Source organism: Stappia sp. (assembly GCF_965276915.1).
Taxonomy (GTDB): Bacteria; Pseudomonadota; Alphaproteobacteria; order Rhizobiales; family Stappiaceae; genus Stappia.
Genome location: NZ_OZ255709.1, coordinates 4389819 through 4405549 on the forward strand (window position 1 = coordinate 4389819; position 15731 = coordinate 4405549).

General features: G+C 67.1%; 13 protein-coding genes, 1 other RNA gene and 1 pseudogene. 1 reads left to right on the plus strand and 14 read right to left on the minus strand.

Features of this window, described 5'->3' with window-relative positions; translation table 11 throughout:
* Positions 1-7 precede the first annotated feature (7 nt).
* The 8 genes and pseudogenes from ACQY46_RS20515 to ACQY46_RS20550 all read right to left on the minus strand — a co-directional run bounded on the left by ACQY46_RS20515 (position 8) and on the right by ACQY46_RS20550 (position 9660).
* A complete protein-coding gene (locus tag ACQY46_RS20515) occupies positions 8-1540 on the minus strand; it encodes a UDP-N-acetylmuramoylalanyl-D-glutamyl-2,6-diaminopimelate--D-alanyl-D-alanine ligase (RefSeq protein WP_428700531.1) in 1533 nt (510 codons plus the stop codon).
* A gap of 657 nt (positions 1541-2197) precedes the next feature.
* A pseudogene (locus ACQY46_RS20520) lies at positions 2198-3670 on the minus strand (UDP-N-acetylmuramoyl-L-alanyl-D-glutamate--2,6-diaminopimelate ligase); the annotation flags it as partial.
* A 79-nt stretch (positions 3671-3749) separates the two neighbouring features.
* Complete coding sequence (locus ACQY46_RS20525) at positions 3750-5462, minus strand: peptidoglycan D,D-transpeptidase FtsI family protein (protein WP_428697826.1); 1713 nt, start codon at positions 5460-5462, stop codon at positions 3750-3752.
* A 10-nt stretch (positions 5463-5472) separates the two neighbouring features.
* On the minus strand, positions 5473-5829 hold the full coding sequence (gene ftsL, locus ACQY46_RS20530; protein WP_428697827.1) for a cell division protein FtsL: 357 nt from the start codon (positions 5827-5829) through the stop codon (positions 5473-5475).
* On the minus strand, positions 5826-6857 hold the full coding sequence (rsmH, locus tag ACQY46_RS20535) for a 16S rRNA (cytosine(1402)-N(4))-methyltransferase RsmH (RefSeq protein ID WP_428697828.1): 1032 nt from the start codon (positions 6855-6857) through the stop codon (positions 5826-5828). The genes ftsL and rsmH overlap by 4 nt, the downstream gene beginning before the upstream one ends.
* Positions 6854-7312: a division/cell wall cluster transcriptional repressor MraZ gene (mraZ, locus tag ACQY46_RS20540; protein WP_428697829.1), complete on the minus strand. Its 459-nt coding sequence runs from the start codon at positions 7310-7312 to the stop codon at positions 6854-6856. The genes rsmH and mraZ overlap by 4 nt, the downstream gene beginning before the upstream one ends.
* A gap of 460 nt (positions 7313-7772) precedes the next feature.
* Positions 7773-8170, minus strand: an RNA gene (gene rnpB, locus ACQY46_RS20545) — RNase P RNA component class A.
* Positions 8171-8202: 32 nt separating this feature from the next.
* On the minus strand, positions 8203-9660 hold the full coding sequence (locus ACQY46_RS20550) for a PLP-dependent aminotransferase family protein (RefSeq protein ID WP_428697830.1): 1458 nt from the start codon (positions 9658-9660) through the stop codon (positions 8203-8205).
* Positions 9661-9750: 90 nt separating this feature from the next.
* Between ACQY46_RS20550 and ACQY46_RS20555 the strand changes: the two genes are divergently transcribed.
* Positions 9751-10437, plus strand: a complete 687-nt coding sequence (locus ACQY46_RS20555) for a pyridoxamine 5'-phosphate oxidase family protein (RefSeq protein WP_428697831.1) — start codon at positions 9751-9753, stop codon at positions 10435-10437.
* Between the two features lie 20 nt (positions 10438-10457).
* Here ACQY46_RS20555 and ACQY46_RS20560 read toward each other — a convergent pair whose 3' ends face one another.
* The 6 genes from ACQY46_RS20560 to fumC all read right to left on the minus strand — a co-directional run bounded on the left by ACQY46_RS20560 (position 10458) and on the right by fumC (position 15594).
* Positions 10458-10958: a lytic transglycosylase domain-containing protein gene (locus ACQY46_RS20560; RefSeq protein WP_428697832.1), complete on the minus strand. Its 501-nt coding sequence runs from the start codon at positions 10956-10958 to the stop codon at positions 10458-10460.
* 238 nt (positions 10959-11196) lie between these two features.
* Positions 11197-11952, minus strand: a complete 756-nt coding sequence (locus ACQY46_RS20565) for an N-acetylmuramoyl-L-alanine amidase (protein WP_428697833.1) — start codon at positions 11950-11952, stop codon at positions 11197-11199.
* A gap of 27 nt (positions 11953-11979) precedes the next feature.
* Complete coding sequence (locus ACQY46_RS20570) at positions 11980-12606, minus strand: LysE family translocator (RefSeq protein ID WP_428697834.1); 627 nt, start codon at positions 12604-12606, stop codon at positions 11980-11982.
* Positions 12607-12643: 37 nt separating this feature from the next.
* Positions 12644-13342, minus strand: a complete 699-nt coding sequence (locus tag ACQY46_RS20575) for a TerB family tellurite resistance protein (RefSeq protein WP_428697835.1) — start codon at positions 13340-13342, stop codon at positions 12644-12646.
* Positions 13343-13357: 15 nt separating this feature from the next.
* The gene (locus ACQY46_RS20580; protein ID WP_428697836.1) at positions 13358-14059 is read right to left on the minus strand and encodes an SDR family oxidoreductase; all 702 of its coding nucleotides are present in this window, start codon (positions 14057-14059) and stop codon (positions 13358-13360) included.
* 125 nt (positions 14060-14184) lie between these two features.
* On the minus strand, positions 14185-15594 hold the full coding sequence (gene fumC, locus ACQY46_RS20585; protein WP_428697837.1) for a class II fumarate hydratase: 1410 nt from the start codon (positions 15592-15594) through the stop codon (positions 14185-14187).
* Between the last annotated feature and the right edge of the window lie 137 nt (positions 15595-15731).

A 15731-nucleotide genomic window follows, 5' to 3' on the forward strand; every position in this document is an offset into this window, starting at 1 on the left:
GGCGTTCCTATTCGGCTCCGTCGTCCTCGACGGGGAATTCGCGCTTGAGCGCTTCGACCAGCGGACCCATCCGCGTGCCGAGCGATCCCTTGATCATGATCACGTCGCCGGGCCGGATATCCTCGACCAGCAGCGACTGGAGGCTGGCCGCTTCCTCCGAATAGGCCCCGCGCTGGTGCTTCGGCAGCATCTCCCACAAGGCGTGCATGCGCGGTCCGGCGCAGTAAACGAGATCTGCACCGGATTCGGCAACAGGCCCGCGTAACGCGGCGTGAAGTTGTCTCTCCGCATCGCCGAGCTCGAGCATGTCGCCGATCACCGCGATCCGCCGGCCGTTGCGCTCGATCGGCGTCTCCCGCAGCAGCCCGAGCGCGGCGCGCATCGAGGCGGGATTGGCGTTGTAGCTCTCGTCGATCAGCGTCGCGCGCCCTTCGGCGAGGCGCAGGCTTGCCTGTTCCCCGCGCCCTTTCGGCGCGCGAAACGCGGCCAGCGCCATGCCGGCCCGGGCAAGATCGCCGCCCAGTTCCGCAACGGCGGCCAGCACCGCAAGACTGTTGGTTACAAGATGTTCGCCCGGAGCGCCCACCTTGTAGGCAATCTTCTTGCCAAACACATGGCCGGAAATGGAGGTGCAGCCGGTCTGCGCCGAAATTCGCTCGGCCTCGACGTCCGCCGGTCCGGCGCGGCCGAACGTGGCGATGCGGCGAATGCCGGCCGCCTTCGCCAGATAGGTCAGCAGGTCGAACTGGTTGTTGTCGCGGTTCAGCAGCGCCAGGCCACCCGGTTCCAGGCCGAGGAAGATCTCCGCCTTGGCCTGGGCGATCCGCTCGAGCGAGCCGAAGAACTCCAGGTGAACCGCCTCGACGGTGGTCACGATCACCGCATGCGGACGCACCATCTGCACCAGCGGCGTGATCTCGCCGGGATGGTTCATGCCGATTTCGAAGACGCCGAACTCCGTGTCCGCCGGCATCCTTGCAAGGGTCAGCGGCACGCCCCAGTGATTGTTGAAGGAGGCGACAGGGGCATGCGTGCGTCCCGACGGGTCGAGCGCCAGTTTCAGCATGTCCTTGGTGCTGGTCTTGCCGACGGATCCGGTGACCGCCACGATCCGCGCCCGGCTCCGGGCCCGCGCGGCACGCCCCAGGTCGCGCAGCGCCTCCAGCGGATCGTCGACGACGAGATAGCGCCCGTCCGCGGGCAGTCGGTCCAGCCTGTCCCGTGCCACGATGGCAAGACCGGCGCCGGCGGCAAGCGCCATCCCGGCGAAGTCATGGCCGTCGAAGCGCTCTCCTGCGATCGCCACGAAGGCCTCGCCCGGTGCAATGCTGCGGCTGTCGATGGAGATGCCGGAAATGTCGGAAACACCGGTGCCGCGCAACTCCCCGCCGGTGGCCTCGACCATCTCGTCAAGGCGCCACAGCGGCCGGTCCGGTTCCGCGTCGACCGGCTCGCCCGGTGCTGACAGCGAAATCGCGGTGGCACGGGGAGCGGTGGCACGGGGAACAGCGGTGAATATCGGCGCGGCTGGCGGCGACATCGTCGCCGCGACGGGCTCCGCCCGCCCGCCTGCCTGCTCGCCTGCGTCGCCTTCTTCGCCCTCGTCCTCGGAGAGGAAACCGTCGGCCTCTTCGGCGAAGACGTCGGCCTCCGGAAGGGGCTCGTCCGCTCCGCCCGGCTCCGGTTCTCCGGCAGCAGCGATCTCGTCCGTGTCGACGGCGCCCGTATCATCCCTGGCCGCATCCGCATCGCCGTCGAGGATCTCGCCGCCGGGGGCATCCTCAAGGAACTCGTCGGCTTCGGCTTCGGCTTCGGCTTCGGCTTCGGCTTCGGCTTCGGCTTCGGCTTCGGCTTCGGCTTCGGCTTCGGCTTCGGCTTCGGCTTCGGCTTCGGCTTCGGCTTCGGCTTCGGCTTCGGCTTCGGCTTCGGCTTCGGAGAAATCTTCCTCGGCGAAGAGCTCGTCAAGCAGGGCGTCGTCGGCAAATGCCGCCTTTTTGACCGGCCCGTTCTCTGCGTCCGGTGCGTCCCGCACCTCGACCTCTGCGGCATCGCCGCCCGGGATCAGGAGCTCGGCCCGCTCTGCCTCTTCCCCTTCCTCCGTTTCCGTCTCCGGCTCGAACGTCTCGGCGAGCGCCTGTTCCAGTGCATCGTCGAGGTCGAGATCCAGGCCGAGCCCGTCATCCTCCAGCGCGCCGAACAGGTCGCTTTCGGCAACAGCGGCGAGCGCCGCGCGCGCCACCTCGTGGTCGGAGAACGGCAGCACTTCGTCGCCAACGATCTGGCCGGGTTCGTGCCCCTTGCCGGCGATGCAAAGGACGTCTCCGGGTTGCAGCATGCCGACCGCGGCCTCAATGGCATCGCGGCGATCGCCGATTTCCAGCGCATCCGGCGCCCCGTCGAGGATCGCCGCGCGGATGGTCGCCGGATCCTCGCTGCGCGGGTTGTCGTCGGTGACGATGACGATGTCCGCCTGCCGATGCGCCGCCGCGCCCATCAGCGGACGCTTGCCCGGATCGCGATCCCCGCCGGCGCCGAACACCACCAGAAGCCGCCCCTTGGTGAAGGGCCTGAGCGCGGCCAGCGCGGTGTCGAGCGCATCCGGCTTGTGGGCATAGTCGACGAAGACAAGCGCGCCGTCGTCGGTCTCGCCGACCAGTTCCAACCGGCCGGGAGCGCCTTCCAGCACCTCCAGCGCGGCAAGCGCATCGTCGATCGGCACACCGGAACAGATCGCCAGCCCCGCCGCGATCAGCGCGTTGGAAACCTGGAAGCGCCCGGCCAGCGGCAACCGCACCTCGCATGCACCCGCCTCGGTCTCAAGCGACAGGATCTGGGCGAAGCCGTCATGGCGGATGTCGAGAAGCCGAATGTCCTCGCCGCCCTCGCCGACCGTGAAGACACGGTGCCCGCGCTCGCGCGCCGCGGCCGCCACCCGCCATGCGTACGGCGCGGCCGGTTCCAGCACGACGGGCCGCTCGGCATCGAGGAGCGTGTCGAACAGCCGCATCTTTGCGGCAAGGTAATGCTCGACGTCCGGGTGATAGTCGAGATGGTCGCGGCCGAGATTAGTGAAGGCCGCTGCCGTCAGCTCAAGCCCGTCGAGGCGGCGCTGGTCGAGCCCGTGGCTGGAAGCTTCCAGCGCGGCATGGGTGATGCCGTCACCGGCAAGCTGGGCCAGCGTCTCGTGGAGGGACACCGGGTCCGGGGTCGTCAGGCTGCCATAGCGGGCGCCGCGGCTTGTCACCGTCCCAATCGTGCCAAGGCTCGCGGCCTCGAACCCGGCATGGGCGAAGATCTGCCGAACGAACACGGCAACCGATGTCTTGCCGCTCGTCCCGGTGACCGCCACCAGTTTTTCCGGCTGACGTTCGTAGAAGCGGGCGGCCATCAGCGCCAGCGTCCGGCGCGGGTCGTCGCTGACGATGACGGGACAGCTTTCCGCGCCGTTGCCGAGCGCCGAAAGCGGCGTGTCCTGGCCAACCAGGATCGCGCCGGCGCCCGAAGCGCGGGCAGCCTCTATGAAGCGCGTACCGTCCGTGCGCGCGCCTTTCAGCGCGGCGAACACGAACCCGTCGGTCACGGTGCGGCTGTCCGCGGACAATCCGGCGATCTCGACTTCGAACTCGGGTGCGGCGAGCACCTGTTCGCCGGTGAGGTCCTTCAACAGCATGTCTAGCGCCAATATCCGTTGTGCATCGTCATCAGGACCTGGCGGGAACTGCGGTGCGACCCCGTTCCTGCCGGCCCGGTCAATAGGAAATCGATACCGTCTCCGTCCGCTCTCCGAAGTTCGGCAGCACACCCAGCATCGGTGCCGCGCGGCGAATGATGGCGGCCGTCAGCGGCGCCGTATTGAGGCCTGCCGTCGCGCCGATCCCCTCGCGCTCCGACTTCGGTTCGTCAAGCACCACCAGGACAACGTAACGCGGCTTGTCGATGGGAAATGCAGAAAGGAAAGAATTGCGGCGCTTGTTGGATACGTAGCGGCCATTCTCGATCTTTTCCGCCGTTCCGGTCTTGCCGCCGACCATATAGCCCGGCACTTCCGCACGCCGGCCGGAGCCCGACTGGACGTTGAGCCGGAACAGGTAGCGCATGATTTCGCTGGTCTGCGGCGTCACCACCTGCTCGGCCAGCGCAGCCGCCTCCTCGCGGGTGCGCGGAGCGAATGTCGGCGGGATCAACCGTCCGCCATTGACCAGCGCGGCGGTCGCCACCGCCGTCTGCAGCGGCGTTACCGAGATACCGTGGCCGAAGGAAATCGTGATCGCGGCAAGCTCGTTCCATTTCGGCGGCAGCAGGGGCGTGGCGACTTCGGGAAGGTCGGTCTGCGTCCGTGTTGTCAGGCCGAGCCGCTTGAGAAATGCCTTCTGCTCGTCGATGCCGGCACTCAGCATCATCTTGGCGGTGCCGATATTGGACGAGTAGATGAAGGTTTCCGCCACCGACAGGAGCCGCCGCTTGCCGTGGAAGTCGTCAATGGTGCGCCCGCCGACGCGCAGGGGCCGCGTCGCGTCGAAGCTGTCGTTCATCGTCACCCGGCCGCTGTCGAGCGCCATCGCGACGGTGAAGCCCTTGAACACCGAGCCCATCTCGAAGACGCCGCCGGACGCCCGGTTGAGGCGATCCTTTTCCAGCGCCTGGGCGCGGTCGTTGGGGTCGAAGTCCGGCAGCGACGACATCGCCACCACCTCGCCCGTCTCGACATCGAGCACGATGCCGACGCCGGCGATTGCCCGGTAGCGCTCCAGCGCCTTCGACAGTTCGTCGCGCACCACATGCTGGACCCGCAGATCGACCGCAAGGTTCACCGGCTCCATCGGCCGGTCGCTGGCAAAACCGAGCTGTTGCAGGTCGCCAAGCCAGGCCTTGTCGACGGCAAGCTCCATGCCGGAGATGCCCTGGTTGTCGACATTGACCGATCCGACGATATGGCTTGCGGTCGGGCCACCGGGATAGAAGCGGCTGTTTTCCTCAAGGAAACCGACGCCCGGAATGCCGAGATCGTGGATCATCGTGCGCTGGCGCGGGGTCAGCTCACGCTTCAGCCAGATGAAGCCGGCATTGCTGGCGAGGCGCTTGCGAACCGCATCCGTACCCAGTTCCGGCAGCACGCTGGCGATGCCCTCCAGCGCCTCGTCGACATCGATGATCTTGCGCGGCTCGGCAAAGAGCGAGGCCGTCTTGATGTCGGTTGCCAGGATCTGGCCGTTGCGATCGACGAGATCGGGCCGCGACGCGGCGACGCTGTCCTGCGCCGAGATATAGGAAACCGAGCGGGCCTCCTCGCTCATACCCAGCATCACCAGCCGGCCGCCGATCGCCATGTAAACCATGGCGAAGACGACCATCGCCATGCGCACCCGGCTGCGCACCGCATGCGTCGAGGGTCCGCGCGGCACATGCCGTTCGCCGACGACACGGCGCTGCAGGAAGGATACGGGCTGATCAGTCACCGCCATATCGTCCTTCCTATCGGACCACGGGCGCCGACCCGGCATAACCGCCGAGCGTCGCGTTGCTGTCGATCGGGGCCAGATGCACGGGCTTGACCGGTACATCCTCGATCCGGGTGATCTGCTCGACCGAAAGCGGTTCCAGAGACAGGTGTTCGTTGTAGCGCTCGACAAGCCGTTGCAGTCGGCTCGGATCGTTCAGCAAGCTCCATTCCGCCTTGAGAAGCTGAAGCTGTTCGCGCTCCTGCTCGATCTCGCGCTGCAATGCGGCCACGTGCTCGGCCGAGCGTTCCGCATCGTGCTTCATGTCATAGACGGCGGCGGCGGCTGCCAGCACGCCCACGGCAAGGATGACGTTCGTGTAGCGGCTCATGGTCTCACCTCTTCCCACTGCCCGGGCGCGGCAACGCGCGGCGCGCCAAGTTCGCGGGGATCGATCTCGCGCGCCGGGGCGTCGATGCGCCGCGCGGCCCTCAGTTTCGCGGACCGGGCGCGCGGGTTGGCGGCGACCTCGGCCTCGGACGGATCGACCGCGCCGCGGGCGATCAGCTCGAATGTCGCCGGCGGCACTTCCGCCTCCGGCAGGTGACGCGACCCGCCCGCGCGGGTCCTGCTGCGCTCCGCCAGGAAGCGCTTGACGATCCGGTCCTCGAGGCTGTGGAACGTGACGACAACCAGCCGCCCGCCGGGCAGCAGCGCCCGCTCGGCGGCGGCCAGCGCCTCGACGACCTCGTCCAGCTCCCGGTTCACATAGATGCGCAGGGCCTGGAAGGTTCGCGTCGCCGGATGGATCTGCTTGCCCTTGAAGGAGCGCCCGACGACCTTCTCGACGACCGCGGCAAGATCGGATGTTCGCTCGAAGGGACGCTCCTTGCGTCGCTCGGCAATCGCCCGCGACACCGAGGACGCGCGCTTTTCCTCGCCCAGGATGCCGATCACCCTGGTCAGGTCGCGCTGCGGCATTTGGTTGACAACATCGGCGGCGGAAAGCCCCTGCTGCTCCATGCGCATGTCCAGCGGCCCGTCGCTGCGGAAGGAGAACCCCCGCTCCGCCTCGTCGAGCTGCATGGAGGAGACGCCGAGATCGAGCACCACCGCATCCACGCCCGCATGGCCGCTCGCCCGAGCATGCGCATCCAGCTCCGAAAACCGCCCCTCGACGAGGGTCAGCCTGCCGGCGCTGCCGGCGGCAAGGCCCTGCCCTGCGGCGATTGCGTTCGGGTCCCGGTCGATGGCGACAACATTGGCTCCGGCATCAAGGAAGGCGCGCGTGTAACCGCCAGCGCCGAAGGTGCCGTCAACCACCGTGCAGCCTTCGATGTCGCCGAGCGCGACAAGGACTTCCGAAAGAAGGACCGGGACATGGCGCGGGGCGCCGTCACCCTTCGGCAACGCCATCATCGCCCCGCCTCCGAAGGCTTCGGCGAGGACAGGACGGCCATCGCCCGCTTCATCGCATCGGCGCGATGCGCACGAAACCGCTCCGGCTCCCAGATCTGGAACTTGAAACCCTGCCCGACGAAGGTCACCTGGTCGGTCACTGCCGCGTGCTCGCGGATCATGTCGGACAGCATCACCCGGCCGTCTCCGTCGATCTTCAGGGTTTCGCTCGCGCCGAACAGCGCCGTTGACAGGGCGTCGTGGTCCTCGGTCAGAGTGGTCAGGCCGTCGAGACGCTTCTGGATCTCGCTGACGAGCTGATGCCCGCCCGCATCCACGGCCGGCTGATGCAGCGAGGGAAAGCAGTAGAGACCTTCGAAACCGTCGCGTGTGAGAGCCTGGCGAAAGGGGGCAGGAACGGAGACCCGCCCCTTGGCGTCGAGTCGATTTGTGTAGTGCGACACGAAGCCGGACATCGATTCTCTCGCCCCACCGCCGAACGCACTGCGTTCGGCCACCACCTGACTCCCGATCCCTGGACACATCGGCGCCGTGCGCCATGCCTGCGGCCCGACCGCACGCCGGCACAGGAACCGAATCCGTGCGCCGCCTTAGCCCCGTCGCCACAACTCGAAACGGGATGATCTGGGATAGCATGGGACCTCATGGGCGTCAATGGAATCCAATGGTTTCGGCCCCCTCCCGAACGGTGTGCGAAACACCGTCCAAAGGTTATCCACGGTTAAGCTTAAAATTGGGTTGCGATGGCTTTGCATCCTGCGAGAGGTGTCGAATCCGGTCGTGCGGGAGGGGTGCCGGGCTGAAAGCCAACGGTTTCAAGAACATCGCGCGCGAACGGGCGCCACGGGGCATCGCCGGAAGGAGCGTGCGCCACGTGAAGCGGAGGAAAATCCGCCTTCAGGACTGGGAGGGGAAAGTGTCAGCCGGCCTGTAAGCCGGGTTTTGTATGGCGCGGCACGAATGCCGCACGCGACGACCATTCATCTGGGACGCCCGTTGCCGGACGCCTCACGCAACCAACCCGGGCGGCTGGCCTGGAAAAGGGCCGGGACCCTTGCGGATCCCGCACCGCCCCTATTCGGTTTTGCTCCCGGTGGGGTTTACCGTGCCGCTTCCGTTACCGGTCGCGCGGTGGGCTCTTACCCCACCCTTTCACCCTTACCCCGGCCGAAGCCGGGGCGGTTTGCTTTCTGTGGCACTTTCCCTGGGGTCGCCCCCGCCGGGCGTTACCCGGCACCGTTTTTCCGTGGAGCCCGGACTTTCCTCCCCCGCGGCGTTTCCGCGCTTGCGGGAGCGGCCGTCCGGCCGGCTGACGCGCGACTGGTAGGCGTCCAGGCAGGCCCGGTCAAGCCTTGTCGAGGTCGCCCTCCTCCAGCACCGACGCGATTGCCGAGGCGCAGTCGCGCGCATCCCCCTCCGCCAGTCCGGCAAAGCCGATGACAAGGCCGCTCTGCCGGTAGCGAATGCCGTAGGAGGACAGCGATGCAACACCGAAGCCGCGCGCATTGACACGCCTGGCCACCTCGAGATCGTCGACGGGATCGCGAAACCTCAGGGCAAGCTGCACCCCGCCGACCGGATCGGCGACGCTTGCCAGTCCGCCGAGGCTTGCCCGCAGCGCGCCGGCAAGAACGGTTCCACGTGCCTGGTAGATCCCCTGGATGCGCTTCAGATGCGCCCGATAACGGCCCGACACGATGAAATCGGCCAGTGCTGCCTGCGTCACCACGCTGGCCAGCATCCCGGACACCCGCTGCGCCGTTGCCAGCGGACCGGCGAGATGCTCCGGCACCACCATGTAGGCGACGCGTACTCCCGGCAGCATGCTCTTGGAGAAGGTGCCCAGATAGATCACCTCGCCATCCGCGCCGAGCCCCTGCATGGCCGCCAGCGGCCGGCCGGAGAACAGGAACTCGCTATCATAATCGTCCTCCAGCACGACGGCGCCATGCGCCCGTGCCGCATCGAGGATCATGGCACGCCGCTCCAGCGTCATTCGCATGCCGTGCGGATACTGGTGCGACGGGGTGACGTAGATCAGCCTCGGCGACGGTCCGCCGGCAAGCGCCGAGGGATCGCCGCCCTGCCCGTCGACCGGCATCGGCTGCACCGACAACCCGGCGGCGCGAAACGCGGCGCGCGCGCCGAGATAGCCCGGATCCTCGATCCAGGCGGCATCGCCCGGATCGGCCAGGCACTGCGCGACGAGCTGCAGGCTGGCCTGCGTCGACGGCAGGACGAGGACCCGACCAGGTGTGGCACGCACCCCCCGCTCGCGGGTCAGATACTCCGCCAGCGCCTCGCGCAGGGCCGGATATCCGGCTGTCTCCTCGTAAAACATCGCTCCGCCGCGAAGCGTGCGCGCCGCCCGCCGGAGCGTCTGCGCCCATAGATCCTTGGGGAAGCAGTCAAGCGCCGGCGACCCGGGCTCGAGCCGGCCGCCGCGCCGCCGGCCGGTGCCGGCCCAGGGATCGGCACTCATCTCGCGCCCGCGCCGCGAGAGTGCGACTGCCCGCGCACCTCCTTCTCCGCTCCCGCCCTGCGGTCGCGCCGCGCCGTGATGCGCGACGCGCGGAGCCGATCCGGGACGCACCGACACGACGCCCTCCGCCGCCAGAAGCTCATAGGCCGCGTTGACCGTGTTGCGGGAGATGCCGAGAGAAGTCGCCAGCACACGGCTCGACGGCAGTCGTGTACCAGTGGAGAAACGCCCCTCGCCGATTGCCCCTCGCAGGCCGCGATAGACCTGTTCGGGCAAGGGAACCGGGAGACTGCGGTCAAGCGACAGAATGCCGTCGAGCATTTTCTGGTCCTTTGATAATCCTGAAAGTGGATCTTCCTTGGAACCAGTTTAATGGCACATTCCTCGCCGGGAAACACGGGAATGCCAGTCATGACGAAAATCGACAAAAGCATCGGACGCCAGCACCGCGCCACCCTGCCTCGCCACGCCCGCGTCAGGGTCGGCAAGCGCGAGGTGACGGACCCGTCTGAAGCATGGGCCGTCATCGACGAGGCCCGCATCGCCCATGTCGGTTTCATCGCCGATGCCAGGCCGATGGTCATCCCGATGCTGCACGCCAGGATCGGGCGCAAGCTCTATATCCACGGCGCCAAGGCCACGCGCATCGTCAAGGGCATCGAGGAGCGTGCACCCGTCTGCCTGACGGTGACCCTGCTCGACGGCATCGTCGTTGCCCGCTCCGCCTTCCACCATTCGATGAACTACCGTTCGGTGGTGGTCCACGCGCAGGCCCGGCATGTGGTCAACGCGGCGGAAAAGGAGGCAGCGCTCGTGGCGCTGACAAACCGCCTGCTGCCCGGTCGCTGGGACGAGGTCCGTCCGATGACCGCGAAGGAGTTCGGCGCCACCGGTGTGCTGGCGCTCGATGTCGAGCAGATCACCATGAAGCGCCGCGACGGACCGCCCGTCGATGACGAGGAGGACTATCGCCTGCCGGTCTGGGCGGGCGTGGTCTCGCTGGCCGAGATCGTCACCGGAGTTTCCCCGGACGAGCGCCTGGAGGGAGACATCCCCGCCTCCCCGTCTGTCGCCGCCCTCGCTCTGCCCGGACGCTGAGCGGCGTGCGGGCGGGGGCCTCAGCCCCGCGCCAGGAGCCGCTTCACCTTCGAGCAGTAACGGCTGCTGATCGGGTTCATGCGCTTGGCGAAGTGGCCTGCATTGTAGCGCAGGATCGTACCGCAGACGTCGCCGCCGGCCTTCTTGTGGGCGCCGGCGAGATAGCGCATGCCGTAGGTGATGTTGGTCTTCGGGTCGTAAAGCGCCTTGGCGCTGCCGCGAAACCCTTCGCCCCGCGCTGTCTGGGGCTTGATCTGCATCAGGCCGATCTCTCCGGCGCGGCCGCGTGCACGGGCATTGTAGTTGCTTTCGACACTGATCACCGCATGCGCCAGCTTCACCGGAACGCCGTGCTTGCGTGCCTCGGCACGGATGATCGCATCGTATTTCGCGGCGCGGCCGCCGGCCTCCAGGATCTTTGGATCGACGGTTGTCGTCGAAACGGACGCGGTCTGGCATGCCGCGGCGGTAAGAGCCAGAAAGAGCGCGCAAACGAGACGCGGCGCGAGAGAAATCGTCATGTACCGACCTTCAAGACTGTTTGTCGTTGCTGAGAGGGCGGGGGTATGACGGTGCGGTAAGACGAAAATCCGGCCGTGACGATCACGAAATGTTACAAAAAAATCGATAAAATCTGGCTAAAATATGCACATGCCGGACAATGCGGCTGCTTCATGGCGCCGGTGTCCCGCTCCCGTGGCCCGCAGGCGGCGAGGATCTGCCCCGGTTGCGCGAAGCTGTCACGATCGCCGCCCCGCGTCAGCCGAGGTTCGGCACCTCCTGCAGAAAACGGTGCAGGGTGGTGATCGTCGACATGTCGGCGATGCCGTCGACACGCGCGCGCCGGTGACGCCTCTGGAACGCGGCGACCGCCAGCCGCGTGCGGCTGTCGAAGGTCCCGCTGATCGGCATCTCGAAACCGTAGAGCGCCAGCATCGACTGCAGCGCCTCCACCGGCTGGCCGCTGTCGCCTTCCTGGAAGAACCGCCCGCCCGAAACGGGTTCCGGCGCGACATGCAGGCCGATGCCGGCCGCCGCCAGGCGATCCCAGGGAAACAGCTCGCCCGGGTCCTCCTTGCGCTCCGGCGCCACATCGGAATGCGCCAGCACGCCGGCCGCCGGGATGCCGTGTCGGCCGCATATGTCGCGGGACAGCCCGACCACCGCAGCGACCTGCGCCTCGGGGAACGGGCGATAGCCGTGTTCATGGCCGGGATTGATCATCTCGATCCCGATCGAGCGGGAATTGATGTCGCGCTCGCCCTTCCAGAACGACTTGCCGGCGTGCCAGGCCCGCCGGCTTTCCGGCACCAGTTGCAGGATGCCGCCATCCTCCTCGACCACGTAGTGGGCCGAAACCTCGGCGGAAGGATCGCAAAGCCGGCGCACCGCCTCATCCGCCGTCTTCATGCCGGTATAGTGAAGAACGAGCAGGCACACCTTGCCCTGTCGCTCATTGTGGTTCGGTGAAGGGCGCAACCGCGCCGGCAACCCTGTGTCCGTCTTGATGCTCATGGAAACCTGTCTGTCCGTCCGTCGGCTTTACCGGTCCTGCAGGGCGAGCCTGAGCCCGAGCGCACAGTAGATGCCACCGACCACCTTGCCCTGCCACTTCAGGATGGTGGGGTTGCGTCGCAGGAAGTTGCCAAGCCGGCCGGCTGCCAGCGCAAAAACGACCGTGCTGAACAGCCCGATCAGCACGAACAGCACCCCGAGCACGAGGAGCTGCACCACCGCCGACCCGTTCCCGGGCTTCACGAACTGCGGCAGGAATGCCAGGAAGAACAGGGCCGTCTTCGGATTCAGCACCTCGGCAAGGATGGCCTGGCGGAACGCCGCCCCCACGCCGATGGTTCGCATCCCGGCGGCAAGGTCGGTCGCCGGCCGTTCGAACAGCGCGCGGATGCCGAGATAGATCAGATAGGCCGCGCCCAGATACTTGATGATCGAGAACAGCATGGCCGAGGTCGCGATGATCGCCGACAGGCCGACCACCGCCATCACCGTATGCACCAGGTCGCCGGCGGCGACGCCGGCCCCGGTCGCGATGCCGACCCGGGTTCCCGAACTCGTCGCCCTCGCAACCGTCAGCAGCGTCGCCGGGCCGGGAATGAAGACGAAGCCCAGTACAATCGCCACATAGGCCGCAAGTGTCGTCGCATCGATCATCGCCGCTCTTCCTTTCCCCGGATGTTGCTTCCGTCGGTCACATTCCGCGCTCGGCCGCGATCTTGGCATAGGCCACGTTGAGCGCGGCAAGGCGGTCATTGGCGATGCGAACGAATTCCTCCGGCACGCCGCGCGCGATCAGCCGGTCGGGATGGGTCTCCACGACCATGCGCCTATAGTGGCTCCGGATCTCGTCGTTGGACGCCTCGCGCGCAATGCCCAGCACCGGATAGGGATCCCCCTCGGCCCGCACATGCCGGGCGAAGACCTGGTCGAACGCACGCGCGTCAAGGCCGAATATCTCCGCAATTCTCGTAAGATAGGCCACTTCGTACTCGTGCACCACGCCATCCGCCTTGGCGATGTGGAACAGCGCATCGAGGATATCGACCCGGATGTCCTCGTCGCCCGGGAACAGCGCCGCGAGCCGTTCGGCATAGGTCTCGAAACCCGCGACGTCCTGCTTGGCGAGATTGAACAGGCGGATGACGTTGCGCTCCTCGCCGGCGGGAATGTCGAAGACGTCGAGAAACGCGATCTCCTCGTCGCCGGTGACCACGCCGTCCGCCTTTGCCATCTTCGCCGACAGCGCGATCATCGCGACCGTGAAGGCAACCGCCCGGTCGCCCCGCCCTTCGCCGACGGAGACAAGGAACTGCACGATCCGGTCGACCATCTGGGCGCCGCCCGAACCGATCGCCGCCGCCACCGCACTGATCGCAGACCAGATGTTCATCGCCTGTCCGGAGCCTCAGACCGACCGCGTGATGCCGCCATCGACGCGCAGGTTCTGGCCGGTGATGTAACCGGCCCCGTCGGACAGCAGGAAGGCGACGGTTTCCGCCACCTCGCTGACCGTGCCGTAGCGCCCCATGGGGATCCTCTCGCGCCGGTCCTCCTTCTCCGGAAGGCTGTCGATGAAGCCCGGCAGGACGTTGTTCATGCGAATGCCATCGGCAGCATACTTGTCGCAATAAAGCTTGGTGAAAGCGGCCAGTCCGGCGCGAAAGACGCCCGAGGTCGGAAACATCGCCTCGGGTTCGAACGTGGCATAGGTGGAGATGTTGACCACCGCGCCCGCGCCCTGGCGCTGGAAGTGCGGCGTCACCAGCCGGCACATGCGGATGACGTTCATCAGGTAGTAGTCCATGCCCAGGTGCCAGTCCTCGTCGGTGATCGACAGGATATCGCCCTTCGGGCCGTGCCCGGCGCTGTTCACCACCGCATCGATGCGTCCGTAGCGCTCGATCGCCGCCGCGACGAACGCGGCAAGGTCGTCGGCCACAAGGTTCGACCCGGTATGGCCGAGCCCGCCCAGTTCCTCCGCCAGCGCCGCCCCCTTGCCGCTGGCCGACAGGATCGCGACGCGCGCGCCAAGACCTGCGACCTTGCGCGCGATTTCCGCGCCCATGCCGCTGCCCGCAGCCGTGACAAGCACCACCCGACCGTCCATGGATACCTCTTTCAAATGGCCGGCAGGCGCGTGTCGATCCCGACTCGCCCCACCGCGGTTATCGCCTTCTAGCACATTCACCCTGAAATCGGCCACGCCGGGCCGCGAGGCAGCGCCACCTGCCCTCAGCCGATATCCGGCATCCCGCCGGTCATCGAGGCGGGATCGACAATCCGGTCGAACCGCGCCGCGTCGATATGCCCGAGCGCCAGCGCCGCCTCCCTCAGGGTCAGCCCCTCGTGATGGGCATGATGGGCGATGGCCGCCGCCTTGTCGTAGCCGATTTCCGGCGTCAGCGCCGTCACCAGCATCAGCGACCGGTCAACCGTCTCGCGCAGCCGGCTTTCATTGGCCTCCATGCCTGCAACCGCGAACTTTGCGAAATGTTCCATGCCGTCGGCAAGCATGCGGCAGGACTCGATGACGTTCGCTCCGATCATCGGCTTGTAGACATTCATGTCGAGCAGGCCACCTGCGCCGGCAAAGCCGGTGGCCGCATCCAGGCCCATCACCTGGATGGTGAGCATCGCCAGGGCCTCGCACTGGGTCGGGTTGACCTTGCCGGGCATGATCGAGGAGCCGGGCTCGTTCTCCGGCAACACCAGTTCGGCAAAACCGGCGCGCGGCCCGCAGGCCAGCAGACGGATGTCATTGGCGATCTTGTGCAGCGAGACCGCGAGCACGCGCAGCGTGCCCGAGGCCATCACCATGGCGTCATGCGCGCCCATCACGGCGAACTTGTTGGCCGCCGCCTCGAACGGCAGGCCGGTACGAGACGCCAGTTCGCTCGCCACTTTCGTGTCGAAACCCGCCGGTGCGTTCAGTCCGGTTCCGACCGCCGTGCCGCCGATCGCCAGCCGCATCAGCCCCTTCTGCGCGAAGGCAAGTCGCTCGACATTGTCGTCGAGCATGCCGACATAACCGGCGAACTCCTGGCCCAGCGTCATCGGCACCGCGTCCTGCATGTGCGTCCGGCCAATCTTGACGACATCACGCCATTGCCGCGCCTTGCCCGCCAGCCCCTCACGCAGGATTGCCAGGGCCGGCAGCAGCCGGGAGGCGATCATGACCGCCGCCGCCACGTTGAGCGCCGTCGGGATCACATCGTTGGAGGACTGCGACCGGTTGACGTGGTCGTTCGGATGAACCGGATCCTTGCTCCCGCGCGCGCCTCCGGCGAGTTCGATCGCACGGTTGGAGATCACTTCGTTGACATTCATGTTGGCCTGGGTGCCGGAGCCGGTCATCCACACATGCAGCGGAAACTCGCCGTCGTGCCGCCCGGCGATGATTTCGTCGGCCGCTGTGCGGATGAGTTCGGAAAGGCGCCCGTCAAGCACGCCGATTTCCGCATTGGCGCCCGCTGCCGCACGCTTGATCTCGGCGACCGCGCGAATGATTTCCAGCGGAAAAGGATCCCGCCCGATGGCGAAGTGATGGCGCGCGCGCTCGGTCTGCGCGCCCCAGTACCGGTCCGCCGGCACCTCGACCGACCCCATGGAATCCGTTTCGCTGCGCATCTGTTCATCAACCATGGACGCTTCTCCGTCATTTTCGGCTTGCGCAACACCGCAGGGACACCACCACGGCGGTCACGATTCAATGTCTGGAAACTTTGTAATGCGATGATCCGACAGGACCAAGGCGGCAAGGCCAGACAGGCAGCGCGCGA

Coding starts and splice junctions, on each gene's coding strand:
- ACQY46_RS20525 (WP_428697826.1), bottom strand. CDS start 5,462: ATGGCGGTGACTGATCAGCCCGTATCCTTCCTGCAGCGCCGTGTCGTC.
- ACQY46_RS20580 (WP_428697836.1), bottom strand. CDS start 14,059: ATGGACGGTCGGGTGGTGCTTGTCACGGCTGCGGGCAGCGGCATGGGC.
- ACQY46_RS20570 (WP_428697834.1), bottom strand. CDS start 12,606: ATGATCGATGCGACGACACTTGCGGCCTATGTGGCGATTGTACTGGGC.
- ACQY46_RS20550 (WP_428697830.1), bottom strand. CDS start 9,660: ATGCTCGACGGCATTCTGTCGCTTGACCGCAGTCTCCCGGTTCCCTTG.
- ACQY46_RS20555 (WP_428697831.1), top strand. CDS start 9,751: ATGACGAAAATCGACAAAAGCATCGGACGCCAGCACCGCGCCACCCTG.
- rsmH (WP_428697828.1), bottom strand. CDS start 6,857: ATGATGGCGTTGCCGAAGGGTGACGGCGCCCCGCGCCATGTCCCGGTC.
- ftsL (WP_428697827.1), bottom strand. CDS start 5,829: ATGAGCCGCTACACGAACGTCATCCTTGCCGTGGGCGTGCTGGCAGCC.
- ACQY46_RS20575 (WP_428697835.1), bottom strand. CDS start 13,342: ATGAACATCTGGTCTGCGATCAGTGCGGTGGCGGCGGCGATCGGTTCG.
- ACQY46_RS20515 (WP_428700531.1), bottom strand. CDS start 1,540: ATGTCGCCGCCAGCCGCGCCGATATTCACCGCTGTTCCCCGTGCCACC.
- ACQY46_RS20565 (WP_428697833.1), bottom strand. CDS start 11,952: ATGAGCATCAAGACGGACACAGGGTTGCCGGCGCGGTTGCGCCCTTCA.
- ACQY46_RS20560 (WP_428697832.1), bottom strand. CDS start 10,958: ATGACGATTTCTCTCGCGCCGCGTCTCGTTTGCGCGCTCTTTCTGGCT.
- mraZ (WP_428697829.1), bottom strand. CDS start 7,312: ATGTCCGGCTTCGTGTCGCACTACACAAATCGACTCGACGCCAAGGGG.
- fumC (WP_428697837.1), bottom strand. CDS start 15,594: ATGGTTGATGAACAGATGCGCAGCGAAACGGATTCCATGGGGTCGGTC.